Source organism: Streptomyces sp. H39-S7, assembly GCF_027158205.1.
Lineage (GTDB): Bacteria > Actinomycetota > Actinomycetes > Streptomycetales > Streptomycetaceae > Actinacidiphila.
In genome coordinates this window covers 106,061-131,680 of the sequence record NZ_JAPVLU010000010.1, presented here as the reverse complement: position 1 = coordinate 131,680, position 25,620 = coordinate 106,061, and the positions used below count along the sequence as shown (strand labels likewise).

The window sequence follows — 25,620 nt, the reverse complement described above, 5'->3', positions numbered from 1 at the left end:
GTAGGTCCTACGTACGGGGACCACGGGGACGTACACAGAGCTGACCCGTCGGTGCCCACTCACCGACCGGGAGCCCCTCACCTCTATGCGAGCCCCCACAGCGCTCACCGCCGCCGCCCTCGCGACCGCGTCCGCCCTTCTGCTCACCGCCTGCGGCGGAAGCGGCGGGTCGAGCGGCAAGTCCGGCACGATCGACGGAGCCCAGACCACGGCACCGTCCGCGCCGGCGACGCCATCGGCATCCGCGCCGCCCACGGCGACCGGCCCGGACCTCACGCTGCCCGCGGATCTGAAGCTGGAGTTCGCGTGGACGGCCCCGTCCGATCATGCCAAGGCCGTCGCGCTGGCCGATGCCGCCCATTTCGTGCAGAGCATCGCGCACGGCGTCGTCAAGCGGAACGCCAACGACCCGGGGCTCACGACCTATTCGCGGGACGCCGCTCTGACGTACGGGAAGTTCCACGTCAAGAACCACCTGACGCACGGCTGGACCCTCACCGGGACCAATCGCTTCTACCGTCCGCAGATCAGGGTCGCCGCCGATGGACAGACCGCCGAGGTGGCGTTCTGCAATGACCAGACCAAGATGTACGGCCGTGAGGTCAAGACCGGCAAGGTCCTCTACACCCAGCCGAGCGACAAGGACCTCTCGTACTACTCCGTCATCATGACCAAGCTGCCGACGAGCCCGGAACTGTGGCAGGCCAAGTCCATTGACGTCAAGGGGAAGGCGACGCAATGCAAGCAGTGACTTCGGGCCGGCTGGTACGACGCGGCCTGGCGATATCCGCGGCCGCGGTGCTGCTGTCGGGAGGTCCCGCCTTCGCGGGCGGACCCGACGACAACACCACCCAGCCTCCGCCCGCGGACGGGGGCGGCCAGAAACACGGCGAGATCTACGCCAAGGTCTCCTTCACTCCCGCCAACGGCCACGACGGCCCGGGCCGCGGCCCGCTCAAGTCCACCGACGTGAGCTGGAGCCCCCCGGCCTGCTGGTACGCGCCGATGTACGGCGCGAAGGAGTACAAGGAGAAGTTCGAGAAGGGCTGGGCCGAGGACTCCGGCAAATGGCACGGTACGGCGGGCAGCGCGATGGCCCAGGTGCGTGACCACTACACGGACGGCCTCTCCTGGCCCGATCACCCCGGCTACAAGGACTTCAACGTGGCCGAGGACGGGAAAGGCATGTTCTGGGGAGGCGTGGAGAATCCCGAATCGACCGACACTCTCGCTCGTGGCTCCTGCTCCGAGATCCCCTTCTGGGTCGAGAACGGCAAGACCCCGCCCATCAAGAACGCGATCTCTCCCGAGCTGTTGTCACAGCTCGCCTACCAGCGGATGCGCGTTCCCGGCACCAACGTCTCCCTGAGTCCGCAGACCAACCAGACCGTCAACCTCCCCACCTGGGTCTGGCTGAGCGGTGCCGAGTACGCGCCCGTCACCGTCAGGGCATCCGTCGCGGGCGGCACCATCTGGGCGGAGACCACGGCCACGCCGGTCAGCGTGCGCATCGATCCCGGCACGCCGGACGCGAACGTCTTCCCCGCCGGCGGGAACTGCCCGATCGGTGCGGACGGCCATGTCGGCACGCCCTACACCAAGGGGTCCACGGGCAGTCCGCCGTGCGGCGTGACCTACCTCCGGTCGACCCCGAACGGCGCCTCGTACCAGCTCACCGTGACCGTGACGTGGAAGGTCAGCTGGCGCGGCTCCGACGGCCCGGCGACGCACGCCCTCCCGGACGGCGTCTTCGGGGCCCCGAATCCCGTCACCGTCCGCGAAATCCAGAGTGTGGTCCGCTGATCGTCCGGAGCTCGAACAGGCACGCGTGCCCACCCGGCGACCCGCGTCGGCCGCGCGCGGAACTATCCGCCCGTATGGGATCATCCGCGCATTGGGAACAACGGGTGGGAGATCCATGAGCAACGCCATGAGCAACGTATGGGTGCGGCGGGACGCGGTGGTCGGTGTCGCGTTGGTCATTGCGCTGGGGGCGGCGGGGTGTACGGGCGGGGATTCCAGGGCCGCGGACGACAAGCCCTCGGCGACGGCGTCGGTGACGGGGAGCAGGACGCCGCCGGCCGGCGGGCCGGGCGCGCTGCCCGGCTCGCTGACCGGGCAGAAGCTGAGCTGGCGGCGGTGCCCGGCGCCGAGTGTGGCGCAGGGGGCGGACAGCAAGGCGCCGGGGAGCGAGTGGCAGTGCTCGACGCTCAAGGCGCCGCTGGACTACGCGCAGCCGGACGGCCCGACCATCGGTCTCGCCATGATCCGCGCCAAGGCGACGGGCGGCGGCCGGATCGGGTCACTGGTCTTCAACTTCGGTGGCCCCGGCGGGTCCGGGGTGGCCGCGCTGCCGTCGTTCAGCAAGGACTACGCGAAGCTGCGTTCGCGCTACGACCTGGTGAGCTTCGATCCGCGCGGCGTCGGTGAGAGCCAGGGCGTGAAGTGCCTGGACGACCGGTCCACGGACGCCTCGCGGTCGATCGACGGGACGCCCGACACGCCCGGCGAGGTGCGGGCGCAGCAGGCCGATCTGGCGAAGCTCGTGGCGGCGTGCGTGAAGAACTCCGGTGCGGTGCTGCCGCACGTGGACACGATCAGCGCGGCCCGCGACATGGATCTGATGCGCCAGGTCCTGGGTGACGAGAAGCTGCACTACTTCGGCATCTCGTACGGGACGGAGCTCGGCGGCGTCTACGCCCATCTGTTCCCGGGCAAGGTGGGCCGCGCGGTCCTCGACGGTGTGGTCGACCCGACGCTCGACCCGGAGCAGGCCGGCCTCGGCCAGGCGAAGGGCTTCCAGCTCGCGCTCGACAACTACATGAGGGACTGCGCGAAGAACACCGCCGACTGCCCGACCGGCCGCAGCCGGCAGGCCGGTGACCAGTGGATCGCCGCGTTCCTGGCGAAGCTCGACGGAAAGCCGCTCCCGACCAACGACGGCCGCGAGGTCACCCAGACCATCGCGACCAACGGGATCGCCGCCACGCTGTACTCGAAGGACGACTGGAAGTACCTGACCATGGCGCTCAACGAGGCCAAGGAGACCGGTCAGGGCAATCTGCTGCTCGCCTTCGCCGACTCGTTCGCCGGCCGGGACCAGAAGGGCCGCTACAACAACCTGATGCCGGCCAACACCGCGGTCAACTGCGCCGACGCCAAGCAGCGTTACACCCAGACGCAGGTGCGGGAGAAGCTGCCGGCGTTCCGTCGGGCCTCGTCCGTCTTCGGTGAGTTCCTGGCCTGGAGCCTCCCGGCGTGCACCGGATGGCCGGTGCCGGGGAACTGGCAGACGCCGGACGTGAGTGCCGCGGGCGCGGCGCCGATGCTCGTCGTCGGCAACACCGGCGACCCCGCCACACCGTACGAGGGCGCCCGCAAGATGGCGACGGGGCTCGGTCCGGACGTCGGGATCGAGATCACGTACCAGGGCGAGGGGCACGGCGCGTACAACAGCGGCAACGCCTGCATGACGAAGACCGTCAACGCCTATCTGCTGGACGGGAAGGTGCCGGCCAAGGGCACCGTCTGCTCGTAGCGCTCGTAGCGCCTGTATCCCGTTGACGCGAAGGGGCCCGCACACCGAGGACGGTGTGCGGGCCCCTTCGCGTGCGCGACTAGTAGACCGGCTTGTGGGGCTCGATCGTGTGCACCCAGCCGATGACGCCGCCGCCGACGTGCACCGCGTCCGCGAAGCCCGCGGACTTCAGGACGGCGAGGACTTCCGCGGAACGGACACCCGTCTTGCAGTGCAGGACGATGCGCTTGTCCTGGGGCAGGTTCTGCAGGGCGGTGCCCATCAGGAACTCGCCCTTGGGGATGAGCTTGGCGCCCGGGATGGAGACGATCTCGTACTCGTTCGGCTCGCGGACATCGATGATCTCGATGTTCTCGCCCTCGTCGATCCACTCCTTGAGCTGCTTCGGCGTGATCGTCGAACCCGCGGCGGCCTCCTGGGCCTCCTCCGAGACGACGCCGCAGAAGGCCTCGTAGTCGATCAGCTCGGTGACGGTCGGGTTCTCACCGCAGACCGCGCACTCCGGGTCCTTGCGGACCTTGACCTGGCGGTAGGTCATCTCCAGGGCGTCGTAGATCATCAGACGGCCGACCAGCGGGTCGCCGATGCCGGCGAGCAGCTTGATCGCCTCGGTGACCTGGATCGCCCCGATGGACGCGCAGAGCACGCCCAGCACGCCGCCCTCGGCGCAGGAGGGGACCATGCCGGGGGGCGGGGGCTCCGGGTACAGGCAGCGGTAGCACGGACCGTGCTCGCTCCAGAAGACGGACGCCTGCCCGTCGAAGCGGTAGATCGAGCCCCAGACGTAGGGCTTGTCCAGCAGCACGCACGCGTCGTTGACCAGGTAGCGGGTCGCGAAGTTGTCCGTGCCGTCGACGATCAGGTCGTACTGGGAGAAGATCTCCATGACGTTCTCGGCCTCGAGGCGCTCCTCGTGGAGAACGACATTCACGTACGGGTTGATGCCGAGGACGGAATCGCGCGCGGACTGGGCCTTGGAACGGCCGATGTCTGCCTGGCTGTGGATGATCTGGCGCTGCAGGTTCGACTCGTCGACCTCGTCGAACTCCACGATGCCGAGCGTGCCGACGCCGGCGGCGGCCAGGTACATGAGGGCCGGCGAGCCGAGGCCGCCGGCGCCGACACACAGCACCTTGGCGTTCTTCAGCCGCTTCTGTCCGTCCATCCCCACATCGGGGATGATCAGGTGGCGCGAGTACCTGCGGACCTCGTCGACGGTGAGCTCGGCAGCCGGCTCGACCAGGGGTGGCAGCGACACGGGGACTCCGGATCGGTAGGCATACGGGTGTACGGGTGGTTCTCTCCGTAACACTGCCACGCCGGTCTTCATTCCGAGACACCCGGTCCGAGGAGCGAGACCGAATGGGCTCAGATACTGGGCGGCGGCTGCTTTCGCAACGTTCGCACCGATTCGTCCCAGTACCCGGCCAGCCCTTCCCACGGGTCGGTGCCGTTCCGGTCCGTGCGGTCCGTGAAGCAGACGGTGGCCGCGCCCTGCCAGCGGGCGATCCGCATCGCCGTCACCAGGTGCGACTGCGGCACCCCGTGAACGAGGTGCGCGAAGCGCTCCGGCGGGTACGCGGCCGTCCACTGCGGCGCCTCGGACCAGCGGTAACGGGTCCAGGGCCCGGAGAACGTCACCAGCTGGTCGGCGATCTCGGCGTAGCCGGGGAACGGGTGTGTGCCGTGCCCCAGCACGATGTGCCCGTCACCACCGCCCTCACCGGCGTCGCTGTTCCCGGCGTCACCGTCGTCCCCCGCCAGCAGCGCCCGCAGCGTCGTCGTGACCCGCCGGCACTCGTTCAGCGCGGTCCGCTCCGTCGGCGCGCGGTCCAGGTAGAAGCCGTCCACCCGGTACCAGTCCAGGTAGTGGGAGGCGTCCTGGACCAGCGCGCCGAACGGCCGCTCGCCGCGCGCGGCGTCCAGATGGCCGAGGACCGGCACCCCCCTCTCCCGGAGCCGCGCCACCGCCTCCGTGTACAGCGGGTCGGGACGGGTACCGGGACCGCCCGCCACGTTCAGCACCACCCAGTGCAACGGCGTCCCCGGGCGGGCGAGTTCACCCCACTCGGCCGGGGCCACCAGCGGATGCGCGTTCACCGGGACGCCGAAGCCGAGCCGGTCCGAACGGTCCTGCCCGCCGGAGCGGTCGCGCAGCCCCGCGCCCCAGAAGTGCGGAGGTGTCAGACGCGACATGCGGCCTCCATCCAGACGTCGGCCAGCGATTCCTCGAGGCCGATGCGGGGCCGCCAGCCCAACCGGTCGCGGGCCGTCCGCACATCCGCCTGCTGCCAGCTGCCGCAGCCGTCGGGGTACGGGGGCGGGCCGGGCGACACCTGCGGCTCGTCCAGTTCGTGCAGCGTGCCGTCGTAACCCGCGACGTGCGCGAGCCCGGCGGCCATGTCACGCATGCGGACCGCCCGTCCCGACCCGATGTTCACCAGGCCCTGCGCGGCGGACAGCGAGGCCGCGTGCACCGCCCGCGAAACGTCACGGACGTCGATGAAGTCGCGCTGCACGGCCAGCCCGCCGAGCTTCAACTCGCCGTCACCGCTCTGCATCGCCCGGCGCAGCGCCTCGGCGACCCGTCCGAGCGGTGAATTCGTCGGCGTGCCGGGGCCGACCGGGCTGAACACCCGCAGCACCACGGCATCGAGACCCGAGCCCAGCACCAGCTCGGACGCGGCGAGCTTGCTCACCCCGTACGGGCCGCCCGGCCGCGGCACCGCGTCCTCGGCGGTGGAGGCGCCGACGGGCGAGGGCCCGTACTCGGCGGCGCACCCCACCTGCACGAGGCGCGCGCCGGTACTGCTGCGCCGCATCGCCTCGCACACGGTCGCCACGGCCACCGTGTTGTGCCGGGTCAGCTCCCGGGCCCCGCCGCGGGTGGCACCCGCGCAGTTGACGACGACGCCCGGGTGCACGGCGTCCAGGAACCGCGCCAGCGCCCCCGGCGCCCCGCTCGCCAGGTCGAACCGCACATCGGCGTCATCGCTGCGCCCCAGGGCGGTCAGCTGTACGGCGGGGTCGGCGAGCAGCCGTTCGGCCACGTGCCGTCCGAGGAAGCCATCGGCTCCGAGCAGCAGCACCCTCATCGCTGGACACCTCCCAGCCGGTGTCCCTGCCGGTGCTCTGTCCCGCGCGGTCGGCGCGGCGAGGTGGTTCGATGCGTGATCAACGTTGCTCCTGGTTGGGGTTGCGGAGGTCTGTCGGACGGGGGCGGGCGGGCGGTCCGGTGCGGGTGGCGGTGGCGTGCGCCGAGGCCCGGGTGAGGACCCGGAAGGCGTGCGCGACGAGGACCGCGGCGGCGCAGCCGCAGGCCAGAACGGGGATCGCGGCCGGGCCGACCCGTTCGACCGGGGCAGAGAGGGCCGCCAGGCCCGGCACGTGGTGCAGTGCGGCCGCGCCGAGCGCGGCCGCCTCGGCGGCGGCCGCCACGCCGGTCCCCCAGGCCGCCGCCCTGGTGAAGCCGTGCACGGCGAGCAGCCGGGCCGTGAACAGCAGCGCCCCCAGGGCACCCGCCCCGGCGACGCCGGCCGGCCCGGCCAGTGCGGCAGCCGCCCACAGGAACGCGCACAGCACCACGAGGTACAGCGCGAGGGTGCCGGCGAGCAGCGGGCGCACCCGGGCGGCGAACTCCCCGAGCCCGCGGCTGGGCGTCAGCTCGGCCCGCGCCCGCAGCGCGAAGCGGTGCGCGCACCAGGCGGCGGGCGCCCGGGTGAGGACCAGTGCCACGAACGGGGCGGTGGCGGGCGGATCGAACGGGGCGTCGAGCAGTCCCGCCAGCAGCGGGCCGCCGCACAGCGCGAACGCCAGCAGCCACCCGGCCGCCGGCGCCCCGCCGGCGTTCCCGGTACGCAGCGGGCCGCGTCGCAGCGCCGCCCAGGTGGCCAGCGCGACGAGCAGCGCGACCACCGCGCCGACGGCCGGCGACCGCACCACGAACGCGGCCGCGGCCGCGCAGCCCGCGCCGGGCACCACGTGCAGCACCCCGACACGTACCGGGCCGACGCGGCCCGGCACGGCGCGCCCGCCCGCGGTGCTGTGCGGGACGCGCCCGTACAGCTCGTCCGCGAGCGAGAACACGTCCCGGTGCCGGAAGCGTCCCGCCACCCGGTCCGTGACCCCGTGCGCCTCCAGCCCGGCGGCAATCTCCAGGACGTCCACCGCCCCGGCACACAGCTCCTCGTGCCGATGCATCATGCTCCGCACCGGATCGGCGGGCCCCCGCCGCCGGGCCGCCGTGGCGGCGAGCCGGGTATCGGACCCGGCCGACCCCGCGACCCGCCGTGCCGCCGGATGCCCGGCCCCGGCTTCGCCCGCCCCAGCAGCCTGCAGTGCCACGTCCGCCGGACCCCCGACGTCACGGGCGGGTCGGTCGACGACCGCGATCTCGTCCGTGGCAGCCCCGTCGAGCGGCTCCGTATCGCCCCCCGGGAGGAGGACCGGCCCCGGGACCACGCTCTCGGCCGCGTCCGGGTCCGCGGCCCGACGGGAGGCCGGATGCCCGGCCTCGGCCTCGGCCGTCGCCGCGTCGTCGGCCGCCTCCGGGGCAGCGCCACCGACCCCGCCGGAGGCCAGGGACTCGACGCAGTCGCTCACGTTCTCGGCCTCGGCCTCGGCCCTCGCCGCGTCGTCGGCCGCCTCCGGCCCTGCGTCACCGGCCCCGCCGGAGGCGGGCCGCTCGACGCAGTCGCTCAGGCCCTCGGCCGCCGCTTCGGCTTCGGCTTCGGCGGTGTCCCGTTCCATTGTCGGCTCATTCACCAGGCCGGAGGCGACGATGCGGGCGAGGAGGGCGGCCTGGGCGGAGCCGTGGGGGGTGGTCATGTGCGGTCACCGCCGTGGAAGGGGAGGCCCGCGGGTTGCGGGCGGCGGGCCCAGGTGGGCGCGGGCAGCACCGGGGTGAGGCGGCCGGGGACGTGGGCCTCGGCGGGTTCGGCGAAGGGGCGCGGCACGCCGTCGGTGTCGCGCAGCGGCTCGCGGCGCACGGGCCAGTGCGCGACAAGTTCCAGGTAGATCTCGCGGAACGCGCCCTCGCACCGCTCGACGGTGAAGAGTTCGAGCGCCCGCTCGCGCGCCGCCGCGCCGAGCCGGGCGGCACGCTCGGGCTCGCGCAGCAGCGCGAGGCACGCGTCGGCGAGCGCCTTGGGATTGCGGGGCGGTACGACGAGCCCCGTGCCGCCGATGACCTCGCGGACGGCGCCCACGTCGGTGGAGACCGTCGCCCGGCCGCAGAACATCGCCTCGACGAGGCTCAGCGGGAAGCCCTCGACGATGCTGGACAGCACGACGACGTCACCGGAGGCGTACGCGTCGGCGAGCTGCGGGGCGCCGGGCGAGCCGATCTCCTCGAAGGTGACGGGGCTCTCGCCGACGGTCACCGCGTCCCGTGCCTCGTCGGGGAAGAGCTGGGCGGCCAGCGTGCGGCAGCCCGCCAGGTACGCGTCGTCGCCGCCGCGGACATGCAGGATCCGGAGCCGTGCGCCCGGTTCCGCCGTGCGTATCGCGTCGAAGGCGTGCAGGAGCGCGATGAGGTCCTTGGCGGGGTCCGGGCGGCCGACCCAGGTGAGGGTGGGGTCGGAGTGCCCGGTGGGGGCGTCCGCGCCGGCCGCTTCCGCGGCTTCGCCGGCGCGGGCGAAGCGGGCGGCCTCCATGCCCGGGTAGACGGTCCGCAGCCGGGAGCGGTCGGCGCCGCACCGTTCCTGCCAGCGGCGGGCGTGGGTGCTGCCCGGGGTGATCAGGGCGGCCTCGCGGTACGACTCGCCGGCGAGCAGCCGGTGGAACGCGGTGAGCAGGACGCGGACCTCGGCGGAGAGACCGGAGGCGCGGTGCGCGAGGAGCGCCTCGCGCAGTCGGACGCCGTACTCGGTGACCAGGAGCGGCGTTCCGAAGAACCGTTTGGCCAGCAGTCCGGGAAGGGTCGCGGGACCTCCGGAGACGGCGTGGCACAGATCGGCGGAGCCGAGCCCGTCCGGTTCGTACCAGGGCGCGGAGAGCGGCCGCAGGGCGCGCTCCAGGAGTTCGGCGGCGGTGAGCAGGTCCACCACGCCGATGCCCGTCAGCAGGGGTCGTGCTCCGGGCGTGCGGCAGACGTCCTCCAGGACGCGCAGGGCGTGCTCGGACCGGAGCAGCCCCGGCAGTCCGCCCTCCTCGCGGGCGAGTTCGGCCAGCCCGTACAGACCGGAGGCGAAACGGTCCGCCCGAGCGCCCCCGTAACCATCGGCTCCCGCGTCGGATATCCCGAGGACGCCAACACCAACACCAACGCCGACGCCGGCTGCGCTGCCCGCACCGCCCGCGGCGGATTCGTCGCCGCCCGCCAGCGCGGCGGCCAGCTCCCGGTAGTGGTGCAGGAAACGGCGGCGGCGCGCCCGGCGGCCCGCACGGGCGCACCGGCCGTCGTCCCGCGGCGGCGCCCCCCACAGGCGCTCGCTGCGTACCCGCCGTACCTGTGCGGGCAGTTCGACCCGCCCGCCGGCCTCCGTCCGCTCGGACCTGCTGAGCGCGTACACCTCGAAGTCGTGGCCCGGAAGCCCGCGCACGAGCCGGTCGCACCAGGCGCCGCCTTCACCACGTGCGTACGGGTAACCACCCTCGGTGAGCAACGCGACGCGCATCTGTACGCCCCCTTCCTTCGCCGATCCGCCAGGAGTCCCGGCCGGGAGGGCGGATGCGTCTGCCCGGCGCGATGACGGTATGCCGGTACGACAGTGGCGCGACGGACGGTTGTCCGCCGCGCCACCGGAAGGGGTGAACGGTCGTAACTTCTCGCACCACAATGCGTTGGCGTCGCTTAAAGTGCGCGAAGCACCACACTTCACTCAGCTGCGGGCCACCGTTCTCAGACCCCGGTGAGCCCCTTGCGGCCCGCGCGCCGGGCTGCCGACTCGACCGGATCGAGCACCGGCACGGCCGCCAGCAGACCCTTGGTGTAGGCGTGCTGGGGCGCGTCGTAGACCGCGTCCGCCGGGCCCTCCTCGACGATCTTCCCGGCGCGCATGACCGCGACCCGGTCGCTGACCTGCCGCACCACCGCCAGGTCGTGCGCGATGAAGACCAGCGAGAGCCCCAGGTCGCGCTGCAACTCCCCGAGCAGCGCCACGACCTGGGCCTGTGTCGTCACGTCCAGCGCCGAGACCGGCTCGTCGCAGACGATCAGCTTCGGGGACGGAGCGAGCGCCCGCGCGATGCCGACCCGCTGCCGCTGGCCGCCGCTGAACTCGTGCGGGTACCGGTGGTACCAGTCCGGTTCCAGCCCGACCCGCTCCAGCAGCTCCCTGACCCGCTCGACGATCGCCTTGTCGCTCATCCCGCCCGTCGCCCGCAGCGGGTCGGCGATCGACTCGCCGATGCTGCGCCGCGGGTTCAGCGAGGAGACCGGATCCTGGAAGACCATCTGCAGGTCGCGGCGGAGCGGGCGCAGCGCCTTGTCGCCGAGTGAGCCGATGTCCCGTCCGTCGTAACGGAGTTCACCGTCCGTGGGGTCGAGCAGCCGCACCAGCATCCGGCCGAGGGTGGTCTTCCCGCTGCCGCTCTCACCGACGATGCCGAGCGTTTCGCCGCGCCGGACGGTCAGCGAGACGCCGTCCACGGCGGTCACGGTGTCGCGGCGCTTCCCGAACTCCCGCCGCAGGCCGACCGCTTCGAGCAGCGGTGCCTCGTTCGCCGGCGGCGCTTCTTCCGCCTCCGGCGCCGTCCGCTGCTTCACCAGGGCCACCGGCCGCGCCGCGTCCACCTGCGGCACCGCGGCGAGCAGCGCCCGGGTGTAGGGCTCGCGCGGGGCGTCCAGTACGGCGCCGACCGCTCCGCGTTCGACGGCGGTGCCGTTCCGCATGACGAGGATGTCGTCGACGCTGCCGGCCACCACTCCCAGGTCGTGGGTGACGAGCAGCAGCCCCATGCCGGTCTCGGCGCGCAGTTCGTGCAGCAGGTCGAGGATCTGCGCCTGGACGGTGACGTCGAGCGCGGTGGTCGGTTCGTCGGCGATCAGCAGCCGCGGTTCGCAGGCCAGCGCCATGGCGATGAGCGCGCGCTGCCGCATGCCGCCGCTGAACTCGTGCGGCCGGGCACGCGAGCGCCGGGCCGCGTCCGGGATGCCGACCCGGTCGAGGACCTGGACGGCCCGCTCGCGGGCGGCCCGCCGGGTGGCCTTCACATGGACCCGGTATACCTCGGCGATCTGGTCGCCGATCGCGTAGTACGGGTCGAGCGAGGAGAGCGGGTCCTGGAAGACCATCGCCGCCCGGCCGCCCCGCAGCCGCCGCAGCTCGGCGTCGTCGGCGGCGAGCACGTCCGTCCCGGCGACGCGCACCGTGCCGGCGGTCCTCGCGCCGGTTCCCCGGTGCAGGTCCAGCAGGGCGTACGCGGTGGCGCTCTTGCCCGAGCCGGACTCGCCGACGATGCCCAGCGCTCCGCCCGCTTCGAGCCGGAAACTGAGGCCGTCGACGGCCCGTACGGTGCCGGACGCGGTCGGAAAGTCGATGACGAGGTCCCGCACCTCCACCAGCGGCTCGGCGAGGCCGGCCGGGGCGGCGGTGTCCACAGCGGAGTCGATGGCCGCGCTCATGCCAGTACCACCCTTCGGTCGGCCAGCGCGTAGAGCACGTCCGCGGCGGCGTTGGCGATGACGACGGCGAAGCCCATGACGAGCACGATGCCGACCACGACGGGCAGGTCCTTGAGCTCGACGGACTGCACGAGCTTCTGGCCGAGCCCCGGCACGTTGAACAGCGACTCGGTCAGCAGGGCGCCGCCGAACATCGAGCCCAGGTCGAGCGCCGACAGCGCGATCACCGGGGTGAGGGCCGCGCGCAGCGCGTGCCGCCCGATGATCGCCCGCTCGCTCACGCCGTAGGCGCGGAAGGTGCGGATGTGGTCCTCCGCGAGCGTCTCCAGCATGGAACTGCGGGTCAGCCGCGCGTACTTGGCGGACTCGACGAGCGCGAGCGCCAGCCAGGGCAGCAGCAGGTTCCAGGCCCACTCCTGCGGGTCGTCGGTGAACGGCACGTAGGTGGGGTAGGGCAGCCACTGCAGCACCGAGCAGAAGAGCATCAGCAGCAGGATGCCGATGATGAACACCGGGGTGGCGGTGCCCGTGAGGGTGAGCCCGGTGAGCAGCCGTTCGGTGGGCCGGCCGCGGCGCAGCGCGGAGAGCACGCCGGTGCCGACGCCGAGGATCAGCCACAGCACCATCGCGCCGAGCGCGAGGGAGGCGGTGGCGGGCAGCTTGGCGACCAGGATGTCGGAGACGAGTTCGCCGGTGCGGTAGGACCGGCCGAAGCAGGGCGCGGAGCAGTGCTCCGTGCCGGTACCGGTGCTGTAGTCGTGACCGGCGACGATGCCCTGCAGGAAGTGCCAGAACTGTACGTACACCGAGTCGTTCAGACCCATCTGCTCACGGATCTGCACGAGTTGGGCGGGCGAGCACTTGGGCCCGCAGGAGAGTTGCGCGGGGTCGCCCGGCGCCAGGTAGAACACGGCGTACAGCACGACGGCCAGCACCAGCAGGACCACGACGGCCGAGACCGTGCGGCGCAGCAGGAAGCGGATCATGACGCGGCCCCCTCACGCTTGCGGCCGGTGCCGACGCGGAGCCGGCTGGCGGCGCGCGGGTCGAGCGCGGTCCTGATGCCGTCGGCGAGGACGGTGAAGGCGAGCACGCTGATGAAGAGCATCGCGGCGGGCAGCAGCACGTACGCGGGATCGGCCTCGTACCAGGTGTTGGCGCTGGAGAGCATCTGGCCCCAGGACGGGGTGGGCGGCTTCACGCCGATGCCGAGGAACGACAGGCCCGACTCGATGACCATGTTCGCCGGGATGAGGAGCGCGGCGTACGTGATGACGGGCGCGACGAGCGACGGCAGCAGTTCACGGCGGGCGATGCGCCAGGTGCCGGAGCCGGCGAGCCGGGAGGCGGCCACGTAGTCCAGCGACTTGAGGCTGAGCACCTGCGCCCTGACGAGTTTGGAGATGCTTCCCCAGGCGACGAAGCCGATGATGAGCGCCAGCAGCAGCGGGCGCGGGAAGCCGTCGGGGACCACGGCCATCAGCGCGATGGCGAAGACCAGCGCGGGCATCGTGATCATGACGTCGGTGACGCGGCTGAGCAGGTTGTCCACGAAGCGGTTGCCGAGCCCGGCGGCGAGGCCGGTGCCGACGCCGACGAGGATCTGGACGGCGGTGGCGCCGAGCGCGACGGCCAGCGATATCTGGGCGCCGTGCACGAGCCGGGAGAACATGTCGCGCCCGGTGCCGGGTTCGACACCGAGCCAGTGGTCGCCGCTGATCCCGCCGAAGGAGCCGATCGGTACGCCGCCGGAGGCGGAGTCGACCAGCTCGGGGTGGTAGGAGGTGGTGTTCTGCCCCTCGATGGCGCTCAGCAGGGGTGCGGCGAGCGCCACCAGGACGAGGAGTGCGATGACGGCGGAGCCGGGGACGGCCGCGCGCTGGGCGCGCAGCCGTCGCCAGACCTGCCGGGCCCCCGGGGCGGGGGCGCCGGGGTTGCCGACCGCCCCCGCCTCGACGGCCGTCAGGTCCTGGGTGGTCACTTGACCGAGACCTGCGAGATGTCCAGGACGCCGGTCCAGTCGCTGATCACGACGTTCTTGATGTCCTTGCCGAACAGCCGCTTGTAGACCGGGTGGAAGAGCGGCACGGTCACGGCCTGCTCACCGATCTTCTTGTCCAGCGCACCCCAGCGGGTCGCCGCGGCCTTGAGGTCGGTCAGCTTGTTGATCTCGTCGATCTCCTGGTTGACCGCCGGGTCGTCGAGCTGCGCGATGTTGAAGTTGTAGCCGTCCTTGACGATCTGCCGGCCGTCGAAGATCGGGCCGAGGAACGGGCCGCCGGACGGCCAGTCCGCGCCCCAGCCGGTGAGGAAGAAGCCCGGCTCGGCCGAGACGTTGTGGATCTTGTCGCCGAACGCCTTGTGCTCCTGGCCGTCGAGCTTGACGGTGATGCCCGCCGCCTTCAGCGCGTCCTGGACGGCCGTGGCGACCTCGGGACCCTGCTCGTCGGCCTTGGTGACGTCATGGGTGAGCGAGACGGTGATCCCGTTCGGGTAGCCGGCCTCCGCCAGCACCTGCTTGGCCTTGGTGGGGTCGCCGGTCTTGCCCGCCGGGAACGGGTCGTAGGGCGTGTAGCCGAAGGACGCCTGCTCCGGCAGGTACGTGGTGGCCTGGTCGGCGAGCGAGGAGCCGCCGACCGCGTTGACCACAGTGGTGCGGTTGACCGCGTACGCGATGGCCTGGCGCACCTTCGGGTTGTCGAACGGCTTCACCTTCGGGTTGAAGGCGATGTAGTCGGTGTAGCCGAAGTGGCCGGTGCCGACCCGGCTCGCGAGCGCCTTGTCGCCGGTGACCTTGGCCAGCTCGGCCGGGCCGAGGTTGGTGTCGGTGGTGACGGCCGCCGCGTCCTTGCCGGACCCCGTGGACAGCCGCTGGTTGATCACGGCCTGGTCGAGACCCGCCTGGACGTCGATGCTGTCCGGGTACGCCTTGCGCTGGTCGTCGGTGGCCTCGGACCAGTTCGGGTTGCGCTCCAGCACCAGGTGCTCGCCGTTGTTCTCGTTCTTGATCACCTTGTACGGGCCCGAGGAGACCGGGTGCTCGGCGTACTTGGTGCCGGTGTCCTTCGCCTTGGGCACCGGGGCGAACGAGGTCTGCGTGGCCAGGAACGGGAACTCGCCCTCGGGCTTGTTCAGGTGGAACACGATCGTCTTGGCGTCGGGCGTCTCCACCGAGGCCAGGCCCTTCGTGTCCTTGTACGGACCCTGGTACGCGGCGCCGCCGACCAGCCAGTCGCGCAGGTAGGGCGCACCGCCGGACAGCTCGGCCGCGAAGGAGCGCTCGATGCCGTACTTGATGTCGGCGGTCGTGATGGCCGTGCCGTCCTCGTACTTCAGGCCGTCCTTGAGGTGGTACGTCCAGACGGTGGCGTCCTTGCTCGGCTCGCCGGTGTTGGTGGCCAGGTCCGCGGCGACCTTCGAGCCCTCGGCGCCGTTGGCCCGGGTGCGGGTGGTCAGCGTGCGGTAGACCAGCGAGGGGACGTTGCCGCCGCCCGAGGTGTACAGGCGGGCCGGGTCGAAGTCCTCCTGTGCCTGGTTGTTCAGCACGTAGAGGGTGCCGCCCTTGGCGGGTTTGGCGTCGGAGGAGTCCTTGGCGGCGCTGTCCTTCGGGCCGCAGGCGGCGGCCCCTCCGGCGAGGGCCAGACCAACGGCTACCGCTGCCACGCGGCGGGATATGAGGGACAGTTGACGCATGAGAGTTCGGCCTTTCACGGCTGCGGGACGGGACGGCAGGATTCAACGAATACCCGCGGGCAGCAGCGGCCGCTCCCCCTCAACGGGGAATTGGCTCGAACTCAGGGGGGTGCGTCTGCCCACGGATGGACAGCTCGGGGCGGAGGCAGGAGCCTCTACGCGACCGAACCGTGGGTCACCGACAGAGGATGTCGGCTACGCAGATTTCGGCCACGCCAATGAGCACCAGCTTGATGCTGGCGTCCTTGGAGGCGTGGCGGAATGACATGTCCAGAAGAGTGAACGAAGATCCCGCCGATGTCAAAAAGCCCCGGGCACCCCCACCAGTGGCTGGGGGTGCCCCGGACCGGCCGGGTCTACGGGAACGGCCAGGCGTTCGGCTTGCAGGTGGGGCCGCCGTCGAGCGACAGGAACTTCGTCTGCTGCATCATCACCGGCGCGAGCTCGCCCGCCTTCGGGCAGCCGACGTGGCCGCGGCCGAGCCGGTGGCCGACCTCGTGGTTGATGAGCATCTGCCGGTACTCGTGCATCCGGGCGGGGCCGAACGTCTCGGCGCCCTGCGCCCACCGGAAAGCGTTGATCATGGTGCGCTCGGTCGACGCCGCGTCACATGACACGTTGTCAACCGTGGTGTCCAGGCCGGATTTCGCACACCACGTCGCGGTGGTCCCGGGGCTGGCGAGAGTAACGACGATGTCGACCGGGCCCGATGAGACCCGCTCGAACGTCTTGATTCCGCCGTGTCCCCAACTCCGGGGGTCGTTCAGGGTCTTGAACACCGTCTGAGTGAAGAGCGCGGCGTCGAGCGGCAGGCCCTTCTCGACGTCCACCCGGAAGCGCACCACCTTTCCCCTGCCGGGCGCGGGGTCGTGTCCCGGCATGGTCTCGAACTGGCCGCTCAGAGCCAGTTTGGCGTCGAGCGGGTACTGCTGGGCCATCAGCTGGTCATAGCTCGCGACGGCCACGGCCGGCGCGTCGGCCTGCGCGACACCGGGCGTCGGACGCTCCTTGGACCGCGAGGCCGCGTCGTTGCCGCCGCGCTTGGCGCTGTCTGAGGATCCCGCCTCGCTGTGCGCGGAGCCACTTCCGCCGACCTGCCCGGCGACGACCACGGCGAGGACCGTGACCACCGCGGCGGCGGCGATCCCGGTGAAGGTGCGGCCCTTGCCGCCGTTCTTCCTGCCCGTGTCGGCGGCCGGGGCCACCGGTATCTCGGAGTCCATGCCGGGCTCCTGCCCGGAAAACGTCTCCTGCTCCGCGCGCGGCCCCGGAATCCGGCGGCCGGCCGGGGCCTCGAAGGCCTGTGGCGGGAGGACGGGCTCGTCGAACGTCTGCCACTGACCGGTGTCGTACGGGTCCGGGACGGAGGGTCCGGGCCGGTCGGCCGTCCGGTGGCCGGACCGGTCGACCGTCTGCCACCGACCGGTGTCGTACGGGTCGGGAGCGGGGAGGACCGGTTCGTCGAACGTCTGCCACTGACCGGTGTCGTACGGGTCCGGGAGCTCGTCCGGCCGGTAACCGGCGCGCCGGCCACGGCCGTTCTCCGCCGCCCACGCGTCCTGGGCGCCCCACGCGGCGTGCTCCCGGTGCTCGGGGTGCGGGCGTGAGTCCGGGTGTTCGCCGACGATGTGTCCGCCGTCGTAGCGGGCGCCCGGCGCCGGCGACTGGGACGGGGTGGAGACGGGAACGCCGACATCACCCCGGCGTCTGCGGCCCTGTCCTGACCGGCCGCCGCCGAGGGTGCTCCCTATGTCGTTGTCGCGACTCTGCCGGCCGCCGCCCGCGCTGTGCTTCCCCACGCCCTGAATCAGCTCCTGCTCGTCGCAGCGCTCGTCTTGTCCTTCATTACGCGCCCGCCCGCCCTGTCGTTCATTTCCCGCCGTCCGTCTGTGCCAGCAGGTCCCGGAAGGCCCGTGCCACCACGTCAGGGTGCTCCATCATCGCGACGTGCCCGCTGTCGGGCAGCGTCACCAGCCGCGAGTCGCGGAACGCCTGGGAGGCCTTCCGCGCCATCCGGAAGGAGACCAGTTTGTCGCGCCCGCCGTAGACCAGCAGCGTCGGGGCCAGTACTCGCTCCGCCTGCCGCCACAGCGAGTGCTGTCCGCCCAAGGTGTACGCGTTGACGATGCCCCGTGTCGAGCGCACCATCGCGTCCCAGAAATACGGCAGCGCGATGCGCCGTTCGTACTCCTCGACCGCCTCCGACCGCGCACGGTCGCCGACCGAGGAGGGGTCGCCGTAACAGAGCGCGAGCAGTTCCTGGGTCCGCCGGTCGGCCGCCCAGCCCCTGGTCGCCCGCAGGTAGAGCGCCGGGATTCCCGGCATCGAGACGAACGCCGTCGGCCACGCGGTGCGCTGCGGCGGAAGCTCCGGCAGCGCCGGCGAGACCAGCGTCAACGTCCTGACCAGGTCGGGACGGGCCGCCGCGACCTTCGTCGCCACCGCGCCGCCCAGCGAGTTCCCGAACAGGTGGACCGGACCCCGGCCGCCCGACTCGATCAGCCGGACCACCGCCCGGGAGTGCCCGGCGATCGTGTAGTCGCCGTCGTCGGGCGGCGGAGAGAAGCCGAAGCCGGGCAGATCCGGTGCCTGGCTGTCGAGCCGGTCGGCCAGCCGGTCCATCAGTTGTGTCCAGTTCTGCGACGAACCGCCCAGTCCGTGCACCAGAACGGCCGGTTCGAGTCCGGCGCGCTCCGAGGTCCGCTCGCGGACCACCAGAGAAAGACCGGGCAGACTCACGTTTCGCTGCGTTTCCCCTGGTCCGAGCCGCGGCCCCTGTGGGGGGACGGCTGCGGGAGCGATCGCAGCGTGGGGAGACTCCGTCGAGGGCATGGGGCAATGTTACGAGACGATCACGCGTGCGCTCGCGTGTTCGCCCTCACAGGCTGCGCTCGGCATCGCCCTCTCCTACGCTCGACAGTGAGGAAGGGAGTCACCGTGTCCGACGAAATCCAGATTTCCGAGGATGAATTCGAGACCGCCGCGGACGACCCGGCCGTCGAGATGGACATCGAAATCCCTGAGGCCGACGCCGCGGAACAGCACACCGAAGTGGTCCCCCGGCACGACTCCCCGGCCGGAAACGATTCCGATGCGCCGGTCGCGTCCGCCGATCCCGTGGACGTGGCGGAACAGCGCCGTGTCGTCGAACTGGACGAGGAGGACTATCGCTGAGGGGTCCCAGGTAGTGAGAATGTGCTCTCGCACCGCGCACAGCCCCGTTACCGAAAAGTACGATGGCACCCGCAGTGTTCCTTCAACAGATTGGGAGGCGGCGTGACAGCCATCGAGCAGACTCAGGCACGCCCGCGCGGCACCCGCCTGCCCCGCCGGGCCCGGCGCGAACAACTCCTGGGCGCGGCCCAGGAAGTGTTCGTCGCCCAGGGTTACCACGCCGCCGCGATGGACGACATCGCCGAGCGGGCCGGCGTCAGCAAGCCGGTCCTGTACCAGCACTTCCCAGGCAAACTGGAGCTGTATCTGGCGCTGCTCGACCAGCACTGCGAGTCACTGCTGCAAGCGGTGCGTACCGCGCTGGCCTCCACCTCCGACAACAAACTGCGCGTCGAGGCGACCATGGACGCCTATTTCGCGTACGTGGAGAACGAGGGCGGCGCCTTCCGGCTGGTCTTCGAGTCGGACCTGACGAACGAGCCCGCGGTACGTGAGCGCGTCGACAAGGTCTCGCTGGAGTGCGCCGAGGCGATCTGCGAGGTCATCGCGGAGGACACCGGGCTGCCCCGCGAGCAGTCGATGCTGCTGGCCGTCGGCCTCGGTGGCGTCTCCCAGGTCGTGGCCCGCTACTGGCTCTCCAGCAAGAGCGAGATCCCGCGGGACACCGCCGTCAACCTGCTCACCTCGCTGGCCTGGCGCGGTATCGCCGGCTTCCCGCTGCACGGCACGGACGGCCACCACTGACGGCCGCCGGCGCGCGTCGACGGCCCTGATCGACGGCCGTCGGCCCGCGCTGGCGGCCGTCGTGGACGGCCACCGCCGGTTATTCCCCGTCGCTGTTCGCTACCGGCGTTCCCCATCTTCGGATTCGGCACCTCCGAGCCCGGCTAGTGTTTCCTGCGTACGGCGCGAAGACGCGCACACCGCCAGACCTGGAGGTACAGAGCCGTGGAGGTCAAGATCGGCGTGCAGCACGCGCCGCGCGAGATCAGCATTGAGAGCGCGCAGTCGGCCGAGGAGGTCGAGAAGGCCGTCGCGGACGCCGTCTCCGGCACCTCGACGCTCCTGAGCCTGGTCGACGAGAACGGCCACAAGGTCCTCATCCCCGCAGACCGGCTCGCGTACGTGGAGATCGGCCAGCCCGCCAGCCGGAAGGTCGGCTTCGGCGCGTCGATGTGACGACGACGGAGGGCCCGCACCCGAAACCGGGTGCGGGCCCTCCGTTTTGTCCGGCGCCCCGAATGGGTAGGACCGTTATGCACGGTCGGCCCCTCGGGAAGGACCCAGTTCATGTGGGAAGCAGTCGCATTCGCCGCGCTCGGTCTCGGCATCGCCTACGCCGCCACGCACTTCTTGCCCACACGCTTCCCGTCCCGCACCCTCGTCCTCGCCACCGGTCCGATCGCGGCCCTGGTCGGGGGCCTGATCACCCGTGCCGTCCTCGGCGGCGGTCACGCGGCCCTCACGCTCCCCGCGTCGGCGCTCGTCGCCGCGGCGCTGCTCAGCCTGCTCATCCGCCCCGCGGACGACCGGCGCTTTCTCCGCCACTCGGTCGCGGGGCGAGCCTGAGGCCTAGCCGGCAGCTCCAGCAGCTCCAGTGATCGTCAGGCGGCGAGTCCCAGTGCCGCCATCCGCTTGGTGTGCGCCTCGGTGATCCGGGTGAACATCCGGCCCGCCTCCGCCAGGTCGAAACCGCCGGCCACTCCCCCGACGAGCATCGTCGACAGCGCGTCACGGTCGGCGACGACGCGCTGCGCCTGCGACAGCGCCTCGCCCATCAGCCGCCGCGCCCACAGCGCGAGCCGGCCGCCGACCCGCGGGTCCGCCTCGATGGCGGCGCGGACCTTCTCGACGGCGAAGCTGGCGTGGCCGGTGTCGTCCAGCACGGCCAGCACGAGCGTGCGGGTGTCGGTGTCGAGCCGTGCCGCGACCTCGCGGTAGAAGTCCGAGGCGATCGAGTCCCCGACGTAGGCCTTGACCAGGCCCTCCAGCCAGTCCGACGGAGCGGTCTGCCGGTGGAACTCGTCCAGCGCCGCGCCGAAGGGCTCCATCGCCTCCTTCGGGGAGGCGCCGATCTCGGAGAGCCGGTCCCGCAGCCGTTCGAAGTGGTGGAATTCGGCCGCCGCCATGGCGGCCAGTTGCGCTTTGTCCTCAAGCTCCGGCGCGAGCTTCGCGTCGTCCGCGAGGCGTTCGAACGCGGCCAGTTCGCCGTAGGCCAGCGCTCCCAGCAGATCCACCACCGCGGCCCGGTAGTGCGGGTCCGCGGAGGCTCCTGCCCAGTCCAGGGCAGCGATTCCGGTGGAAGGTGCGGTCGTCTCGTCAGGCGTCTCCATGCTGCGCACAATAGCCAAGTCCGCGTCCCGCCGGACCACCCCCGTAGTCCCACTCGAAACAATTGATCGGGTGCAGCTGCGTGATTCCGGGGTAGAGTGGTAATGCACCCCGCCGATTTTCGGCAATTTCCTGTGCACTGCACGCAGTAACTGGATGCCCGGTCGGTGGCCCGATCGGCTCCTACACCGACCGCCCTCCTGACAGCAGGAGGGGCCCACTCGCGGCATGTGCGAGGGCAGTGGTCCCGCGCTTCACAGCCACTCACGGCTGGACACCTGCGCGGTCAGCGCCCGGCGTTCTCTTCCGGACGCGGACGCTCGACCCCCCTCACAGCCCAGTGCCGCGTCTCACAGAAGAGGCAAGCATCCTGACCACCACGACTTTCCGCAGCCTCGGAATCCTTTCCGAGACCGCCGAAGCCCTTGAGGCTGTCGGCATCATCAATCCGTTCCCCATCCAGGAGATGACCCTTCCGGTCGCCCTGGCGGGCAATGACATCATCGGCCAGGCCAAGACCGGCACCGGCAAGACGCTGGGCTTCGGCCTGCCGCTGCTGGAGCGCGTCACCGTCGCCGCCGACGTCGAGGCGGGCCGCGCCAAGGCCGAGGACCTCCCCGACGGGCCGCAGGCCCTGATCGTCGTCCCCACCCGTGAGCTGTGCCAGCAGGTCACCAACGACCTGCTGACCGCCGGCAAGGTGCGCAATGTGCGCGTCCTGGCCATCTACGGCGGCCGCGCCTACGAGCCGCAGGTCGAGGCCCTGAAGAAGGGCGTCGACATCGTCGTCGGCACCCCCGGCCGGCTGCTGGACCTGGCGGGGCAGCGCAAGCTGAACCTGAAGTCGGTCCGCGCCCTCGTCCTGGACGAGGCCGACGAGATGCTCGACCTGGGCTTCCTGCCCGACGTCGAGCGGATCATGGCGATGCTGCCGCCGAAGCGCCAGACGATGCTGTTCTCGGCCACCATGCCGGGCGCGGTCATCAATCTGGCCCGTCGCTACATGTCGCAGCCCACGCACATCCGCGCCACCTCGCCGGACGACGAGGGCGCGACTGTCGCGAACATCACGCAGCACATCTTCCGCGCGCACTCCATGGACAAGCCCGAGCTCGTCTCCCGCATCCTGCAGGCCGACGGCCGTGGCCTCGCCATGATCTTCTGCCGCACCAAGCGCACCGCGGCCGACATCGCCGACCAGCTCGCCCAGCGCGGCTTCGCCTCCGGCGCGGTCCACGGCGACCTGGGCCAGGGCGCCCGCGAGCAGGCCCTGCGCGCCTTCCGCAACGGCAAGGTGGACGTGCTGGTCTGCACCGACGTCGCCGCCCGCGGCATCGACGTCGACGGTGTGACGCACGTCATCAACTACCAGTCGCCGGAGGACGAGAAGACGTACCTCCACCGCGTCGGCCGCACCGGCCGCGCCGGCCGGACCGGTATCGCGATCACGCTGGTGGACTGGGACGACATCCCGCGCTGGAAGCTCATCAACAAGGCGCTGGACCTGCCGTTCGACGAGCCGGAGGAGACGTACTCCACCTCCGCGCACCTCTACGAGCTCCTCAACATCCCCGCCGGCACGAAGGGCATACTGCCCCGGGCCGACCGGACCCGTGCCGGCCTCGGCGCGGAGACCGTCGAGGACCTGGGCGAGACCGGTGGCCGCGGCAAGGGCGGAGGGCGCAAGCCCGTCGTCGCCGCCGCGGCGACCGTCACCGAGGAGCGGCCGCCGCGGACGCGCACCCCGCGCCAGCGCACCCGCACCCGTTCCGGCGAGGCCGTCCCCGGTGAGACCGCCGTGGCCGAGACCGCTGCCGCCGAGACCGCCGTCGCGGTCGACGCGGCCGTGACCGAAGCCGTGGCCCCCGCGGGAACCGAGGGCGAGACGAAGGCGGCCCCGCGCCGCCGTCGCCGTACCCGCACCGCGGCTCCGGCCGCCGAGGGCGCTCAGGTGGCCGTGGCCGAGGCCGCTCCGGCCGAAGCTCCCGCCGCCGAGGGCGACGAGGCCAAGCCGGCCCGCCGCCGTCGCCGTACCCGTCCCGCGAAGGCCGAGCCGGCCGACGGCTGACCGGTCCGCAGGACACCCGCAGCAACACCGACGCCCCCGGTCTCTACCGGGGGCGTCGGTATTTGTCGGCAATCCGTTGGCATTCCGTCGGCATTCCGTCGCTGTCCGCAACCTGTCGTACACACGGGTCACGTAATCTCTCGGCATGAGCCGACCTCCGACACTCGAGCTGCCCGAAGGGGCCCGCGCGTACCGCCTCGACACCGCGAGGGGCACGTTCGCGGTGCTGGACGCGGGCACGGCGGTCCTGGGGACCGCTCTGCTGGTGCCCGGGTTCACCGGGAGCAAAGAGGACTTCATCGCGCTGCTCGACCCGCTGGCCCGGGCCGGCTACCGGGTGGTCGCGGTCGACGGCAGAGGGCAGCACGAGTCGGGCGGACCCGCCGAGGAGAGCGCGTACGCGCAGGAGGAACTGGCCGCCGACGTCCTCGCACAGACCGAGGCGCTGGGCGGTACGGGACCCGTGCACGTGCTGGGCCATTCGCTGGGCGGGCTGATCGTGCGGGCCGCCGCGATCGGCGCACCGGAGCTGTCGTGGGCGTCGCTGACGATCATGAGTTCCGGCCCTGCCGCCATCGACGCCGAGCAGCAGGCGCGGACGAGGATGCTCGTCGAGGCGCTGCCCTCCCTGGGGATGGAGGCGGTCTGGCAGGCGATGCGCGCGATGGACGCGGAGAACGCCGACGCGCCGGACGTGCCGCCCGCCGTCGGGGAGTTCCTGTACCGGCGCTGGATGGGCAATGTCCCGGAGCAGCTGATCGCGACCGGCAAGCAGCTGATCGGGGAGCCGGACCGGGTCGCCGAGCTGGCCGCCGTACCGATCCGCATCCTGGTGCTCTCCGGCGCGGTCGACTACGCGTGGCCGCCGGAGTGGCTGGACGACATGGCGCTGCGGCTGGGCGCGCGGCGGGTGGTCGTCAAGGGCGCCGAGCACTCACCGAACGTGGAGCAGCCGGAGGCGACGGCCGAGGCACTGATCGATTTCTGGAGCCCGCAGGACGAGTGAGCGCCGACGCGGCGGGCCGGCCGGCCCGAGCCGTGTCGCGAGTGAGGAGTCAGAGCTGGGCGGTGAGGTGGTCCCAGAAGCCGTCGCGCAGCGCACGTCGCAGGTCGGCGTGGCCGCGCAGCGAGATGCCGAGCAGGCCCTCGGCTTCGACGAGCAGTTCCTGGTCGTAGTTCGGCGGCAGGTACGGCCGGCTGGGCAGCAGTTCCGCGAGGGTGTCGCGGCCCCGGGTGGTGAGCCACTGGCCGGCGATGCGGGCGCCCACGAAGTGCACGTCCACCCGCGAGGGCACCGGCCCGTCGCCGTACTCCTGTGCGGGGCGCCGGGTCACGTACGGCTTGCAGAACTCCAGGTCGAAGGCGCGCTGGCTGTCGACCTCCCAGAGCAGCGGGTCCGCCTGGTTGCGTCCTTCGGTGGCCTCGATGCCCCACAGGTGGACGCGCGCGCCGTACCCCTGGGCCGCCTCGACGGCGGAGACCAGGTCCTCGTCACCGCCGATGAGGACCGCGTCGCTGATGGCGCGGTGCCGGGCGAGCGATTCGAGGTCGGTGCGGATGAGGGAGTCGACGCCCTTCTGCTGGCGGCTGGCGTTGAGGTTGCCGAGCCGGACCTTGACGTCGGGGAGCTCGGCGATGCGCTCCTGCTCGCGGGTGTGGATGCGGCGGCGGGCGCCGTCGTACCAGTACACGCGGAGCAGTCGGCTGTCCGGGAAGAGAGAGCGCGCCTTGTCGATGAACGCCTCGATGATGCCCTCGGCGTCCAGGTCGAAGGTCTGCCGGTCCTCGGTGCCCGCGACGAGGCGGCCCGCGGCGGCGTAGACGTAGCCGGCGTCCACGAACACGGCGTGGGTGGCGGGAGTGGTGGCGACTTCGGCCAGCACCCGCTGGAGGAGCTCGTTGGTGCGCTCGATACCGGCGGCCATGGCGGCCAGCGCGTTGTCGTTGTCCATAGGTCCGCCATTGTCCCGTACTCACGAGTACTTAGGCTCGGAAAAGTTTTCATTAGCGTAGGGAATGTTTTACCGAGGGGGTTCGTTGACTACTCATGGACAGTGCGACGAAGGGAGAAGCACCATGCGCTTCGAGATCATGCGACTCGACGACCGGAACGGCACCGCTGTGGACAGCACAGTCGTGGACGCCGCCGCCGTCAACAAGATCGTCCAGCAGGCCGCGGCCATCGGCCAGCGGATCTACATCCGCCCGGCGATCTAGGACAGCATTCGACGACGGCGCCCCTGTACGAAG

At 71.7% G+C, this 25,620-nt stretch carries 23 protein-coding genes and 1 pseudogene; 10 read left to right on the top strand and 14 right to left on the bottom strand.

Annotated features, from left to right (window positions below; translation table 11 throughout):
• The first annotated feature begins 85 nt into the window (after positions 1 to 85).
• The 3 genes from O3X23_RS12040 (at position 86) to O3X23_RS12030 (ending at position 3,538) form a co-directional block, all read left to right on the top strand.
• Entirely contained in the window at positions 86 to 751 is a 666-nt protein-coding gene (locus tag O3X23_RS12040) for a hypothetical protein (protein ID WP_269271294.1), read from the top strand.
• A complete protein-coding gene (locus O3X23_RS12035) occupies positions 739 to 1,803 on the top strand; it encodes a hypothetical protein (RefSeq protein WP_269271293.1) in 1,065 nt (354 codons plus the stop codon). Before O3X23_RS12040 ends, O3X23_RS12035 begins: the two co-directional genes overlap by 13 nt.
• A gap of 127 nt (positions 1,804 to 1,930) precedes the next feature.
• A complete protein-coding gene (locus O3X23_RS12030) occupies positions 1,931 to 3,538 on the top strand; it encodes an alpha/beta hydrolase (RefSeq protein ID WP_269271292.1) in 1,608 nt (535 codons plus the stop codon).
• A gap of 79 nt (positions 3,539 to 3,617) precedes the next feature.
• Here O3X23_RS12030 and moeZ read toward each other — a convergent pair whose 3' ends face one another.
• The 12 genes from moeZ to O3X23_RS11975 form a co-directional block, all read right to left on the bottom strand.
• Complete coding sequence (gene moeZ, locus O3X23_RS12025; RefSeq protein WP_269271291.1) at positions 3,618 to 4,796, bottom strand: adenylyltransferase/sulfurtransferase MoeZ; 1,179 nt, start codon at positions 4,794 to 4,796, stop codon at positions 3,618 to 3,620.
• Between the two features lie 110 nt (positions 4,797 to 4,906).
• The gene (locus O3X23_RS12020) at positions 4,907 to 5,734 is read right to left on the bottom strand and encodes a spherulation-specific family 4 protein (RefSeq protein ID WP_269271290.1); all 828 of its coding nucleotides are present in this window, start codon (positions 5,732 to 5,734) and stop codon (positions 4,907 to 4,909) included.
• On the bottom strand, positions 5,722 to 6,633 hold the full coding sequence (locus O3X23_RS12015) for an NAD-dependent epimerase/dehydratase family protein (protein ID WP_269271289.1): 912 nt from the start codon (positions 6,631 to 6,633) through the stop codon (positions 5,722 to 5,724). Before O3X23_RS12015 ends, O3X23_RS12020 begins: the two co-directional genes overlap by 13 nt.
• A gap of 79 nt (positions 6,634 to 6,712) precedes the next feature.
• The gene (locus O3X23_RS12010) at positions 6,713 to 8,365 is read right to left on the bottom strand and encodes a hypothetical protein (protein WP_269271288.1); all 1,653 of its coding nucleotides are present in this window, start codon (positions 8,363 to 8,365) and stop codon (positions 6,713 to 6,715) included.
• The gene (locus tag O3X23_RS12005) at positions 8,362 to 10,155 is read right to left on the bottom strand and encodes a DUF3492 domain-containing protein (RefSeq protein ID WP_269271287.1); all 1,794 of its coding nucleotides are present in this window, start codon (positions 10,153 to 10,155) and stop codon (positions 8,362 to 8,364) included. The genes O3X23_RS12010 and O3X23_RS12005 overlap by 4 nt, the downstream gene beginning before the upstream one ends.
• A gap of 224 nt (positions 10,156 to 10,379) precedes the next feature.
• On the bottom strand, positions 10,380 to 12,104 hold the full coding sequence (locus tag O3X23_RS12000; protein ID WP_269271286.1) for an ABC transporter ATP-binding protein: 1,725 nt from the start codon (positions 12,102 to 12,104) through the stop codon (positions 10,380 to 10,382).
• Positions 12,101 to 13,090, bottom strand: coding sequence for an ABC transporter permease (locus O3X23_RS11995; RefSeq protein ID WP_269271285.1), 990 nt, complete (start codon positions 13,088 to 13,090; stop codon positions 12,101 to 12,103). Before O3X23_RS11995 ends, O3X23_RS12000 begins: the two co-directional genes overlap by 4 nt.
• Positions 13,087 to 14,085, bottom strand: a complete 999-nt coding sequence (locus O3X23_RS11990) for an ABC transporter permease (RefSeq protein ID WP_443047830.1) — start codon at positions 14,083 to 14,085, stop codon at positions 13,087 to 13,089. The genes O3X23_RS11995 and O3X23_RS11990 overlap by 4 nt, the downstream gene beginning before the upstream one ends.
• Positions 14,082 to 15,797 (bottom strand): ABC transporter substrate-binding protein, encoded by a 1,716-nt coding sequence (locus O3X23_RS11985; protein ID WP_269271284.1) that lies wholly within the window; start codon positions 15,795 to 15,797, stop codon positions 14,082 to 14,084. Before O3X23_RS11985 ends, O3X23_RS11990 begins: the two co-directional genes overlap by 4 nt.
• 175 nt (positions 15,798 to 15,972) lie before the next feature.
• Complete coding sequence (locus O3X23_RS44140) at positions 15,973 to 16,065, bottom strand: Ms4533A family Cys-rich leader peptide (protein WP_443047829.1); 93 nt, start codon at positions 16,063 to 16,065, stop codon at positions 15,973 to 15,975.
• 88 nt (positions 16,066 to 16,153) lie between these two features.
• Positions 16,154 to 17,596 carry a DUF3152 domain-containing protein gene (locus O3X23_RS11980; protein ID WP_269271283.1) on the bottom strand — a complete coding sequence of 481 codons (1,443 nt, stop codon included), beginning with the start codon at positions 17,594 to 17,596 and terminating at the stop codon, positions 16,154 to 16,156.
• Positions 17,597 to 17,666: 70 nt separating this feature from the next.
• Positions 17,667 to 18,629, bottom strand: a complete 963-nt coding sequence (locus O3X23_RS11975; RefSeq protein WP_269271282.1) for an alpha/beta fold hydrolase — start codon at positions 18,627 to 18,629, stop codon at positions 17,667 to 17,669.
• A gap of 105 nt (positions 18,630 to 18,734) precedes the next feature.
• Here O3X23_RS11975 and O3X23_RS11970 point away from each other — a divergent pair, with 105 nt between their 5' ends.
• The 4 genes from O3X23_RS11970 (at position 18,735) to O3X23_RS11955 (ending at position 20,540) form a co-directional block, all read left to right on the top strand.
• Complete coding sequence (locus O3X23_RS11970; protein WP_269271383.1) at positions 18,735 to 18,971, top strand: hypothetical protein; 237 nt, start codon at positions 18,735 to 18,737, stop codon at positions 18,969 to 18,971.
• A 102-nt stretch (positions 18,972 to 19,073) separates the two neighbouring features.
• On the top strand, positions 19,074 to 19,715 hold the full coding sequence (locus O3X23_RS11965; RefSeq protein ID WP_269271281.1) for a TetR/AcrR family transcriptional regulator: 642 nt from the start codon (positions 19,074 to 19,076) through the stop codon (positions 19,713 to 19,715).
• Positions 19,716 to 19,919: 204 nt separating this feature from the next.
• Entirely contained in the window at positions 19,920 to 20,150 is a 231-nt protein-coding gene (locus O3X23_RS11960; protein ID WP_269271280.1) for a DUF3107 domain-containing protein, read from the top strand.
• Between the two features lie 111 nt (positions 20,151 to 20,261).
• Positions 20,262 to 20,540: a hypothetical protein gene (locus O3X23_RS11955; protein WP_269271279.1), complete on the top strand. Its 279-nt coding sequence runs from the start codon at positions 20,262 to 20,264 to the stop codon at positions 20,538 to 20,540.
• Between the two features lie 35 nt (positions 20,541 to 20,575).
• Here the strand turns inward: O3X23_RS11955 and O3X23_RS11950 are convergent, their stop codons facing one another.
• Positions 20,576 to 21,304: a ferritin-like fold-containing protein gene (locus O3X23_RS11950; RefSeq protein ID WP_269271278.1), complete on the bottom strand. Its 729-nt coding sequence runs from the start codon at positions 21,302 to 21,304 to the stop codon at positions 20,576 to 20,578.
• 226 nt (positions 21,305 to 21,530) lie between these two features.
• On the opposite strand from O3X23_RS11950, the pseudogene O3X23_RS11945 reads away from it, so the two are divergent.
• Together O3X23_RS11945 and O3X23_RS11940 are read left to right on the top strand one after the other, a co-directional pair.
• Positions 21,531 to 23,352 (top strand): annotated as a pseudogene (locus O3X23_RS11945) (DEAD/DEAH box helicase); the annotation flags it as partial.
• A 163-nt stretch (positions 23,353 to 23,515) separates the two neighbouring features.
• Positions 23,516 to 24,376 carry an alpha/beta fold hydrolase gene (locus tag O3X23_RS11940; protein WP_269271276.1) on the top strand — a complete coding sequence of 287 codons (861 nt, stop codon included), beginning with the start codon at positions 23,516 to 23,518 and terminating at the stop codon, positions 24,374 to 24,376.
• A 49-nt stretch (positions 24,377 to 24,425) separates the two neighbouring features.
• On the opposite strand, the gene O3X23_RS11935 is transcribed toward O3X23_RS11940, so the two are convergent.
• The gene (locus O3X23_RS11935; protein WP_269271275.1) at positions 24,426 to 25,322 is read right to left on the bottom strand and encodes an NYN domain-containing protein; all 897 of its coding nucleotides are present in this window, start codon (positions 25,320 to 25,322) and stop codon (positions 24,426 to 24,428) included.
• 124 nt (positions 25,323 to 25,446) lie between these two features.
• Between O3X23_RS11935 and O3X23_RS11930 the strand changes: the two genes are divergently transcribed.
• Positions 25,447 to 25,587 carry a hypothetical protein gene (locus O3X23_RS11930; RefSeq protein ID WP_187145002.1) on the top strand — a complete coding sequence of 47 codons (141 nt, stop codon included), beginning with the start codon at positions 25,447 to 25,449 and terminating at the stop codon, positions 25,585 to 25,587.
• Positions 25,588 to 25,620: the final 33 nt, after the last annotated feature.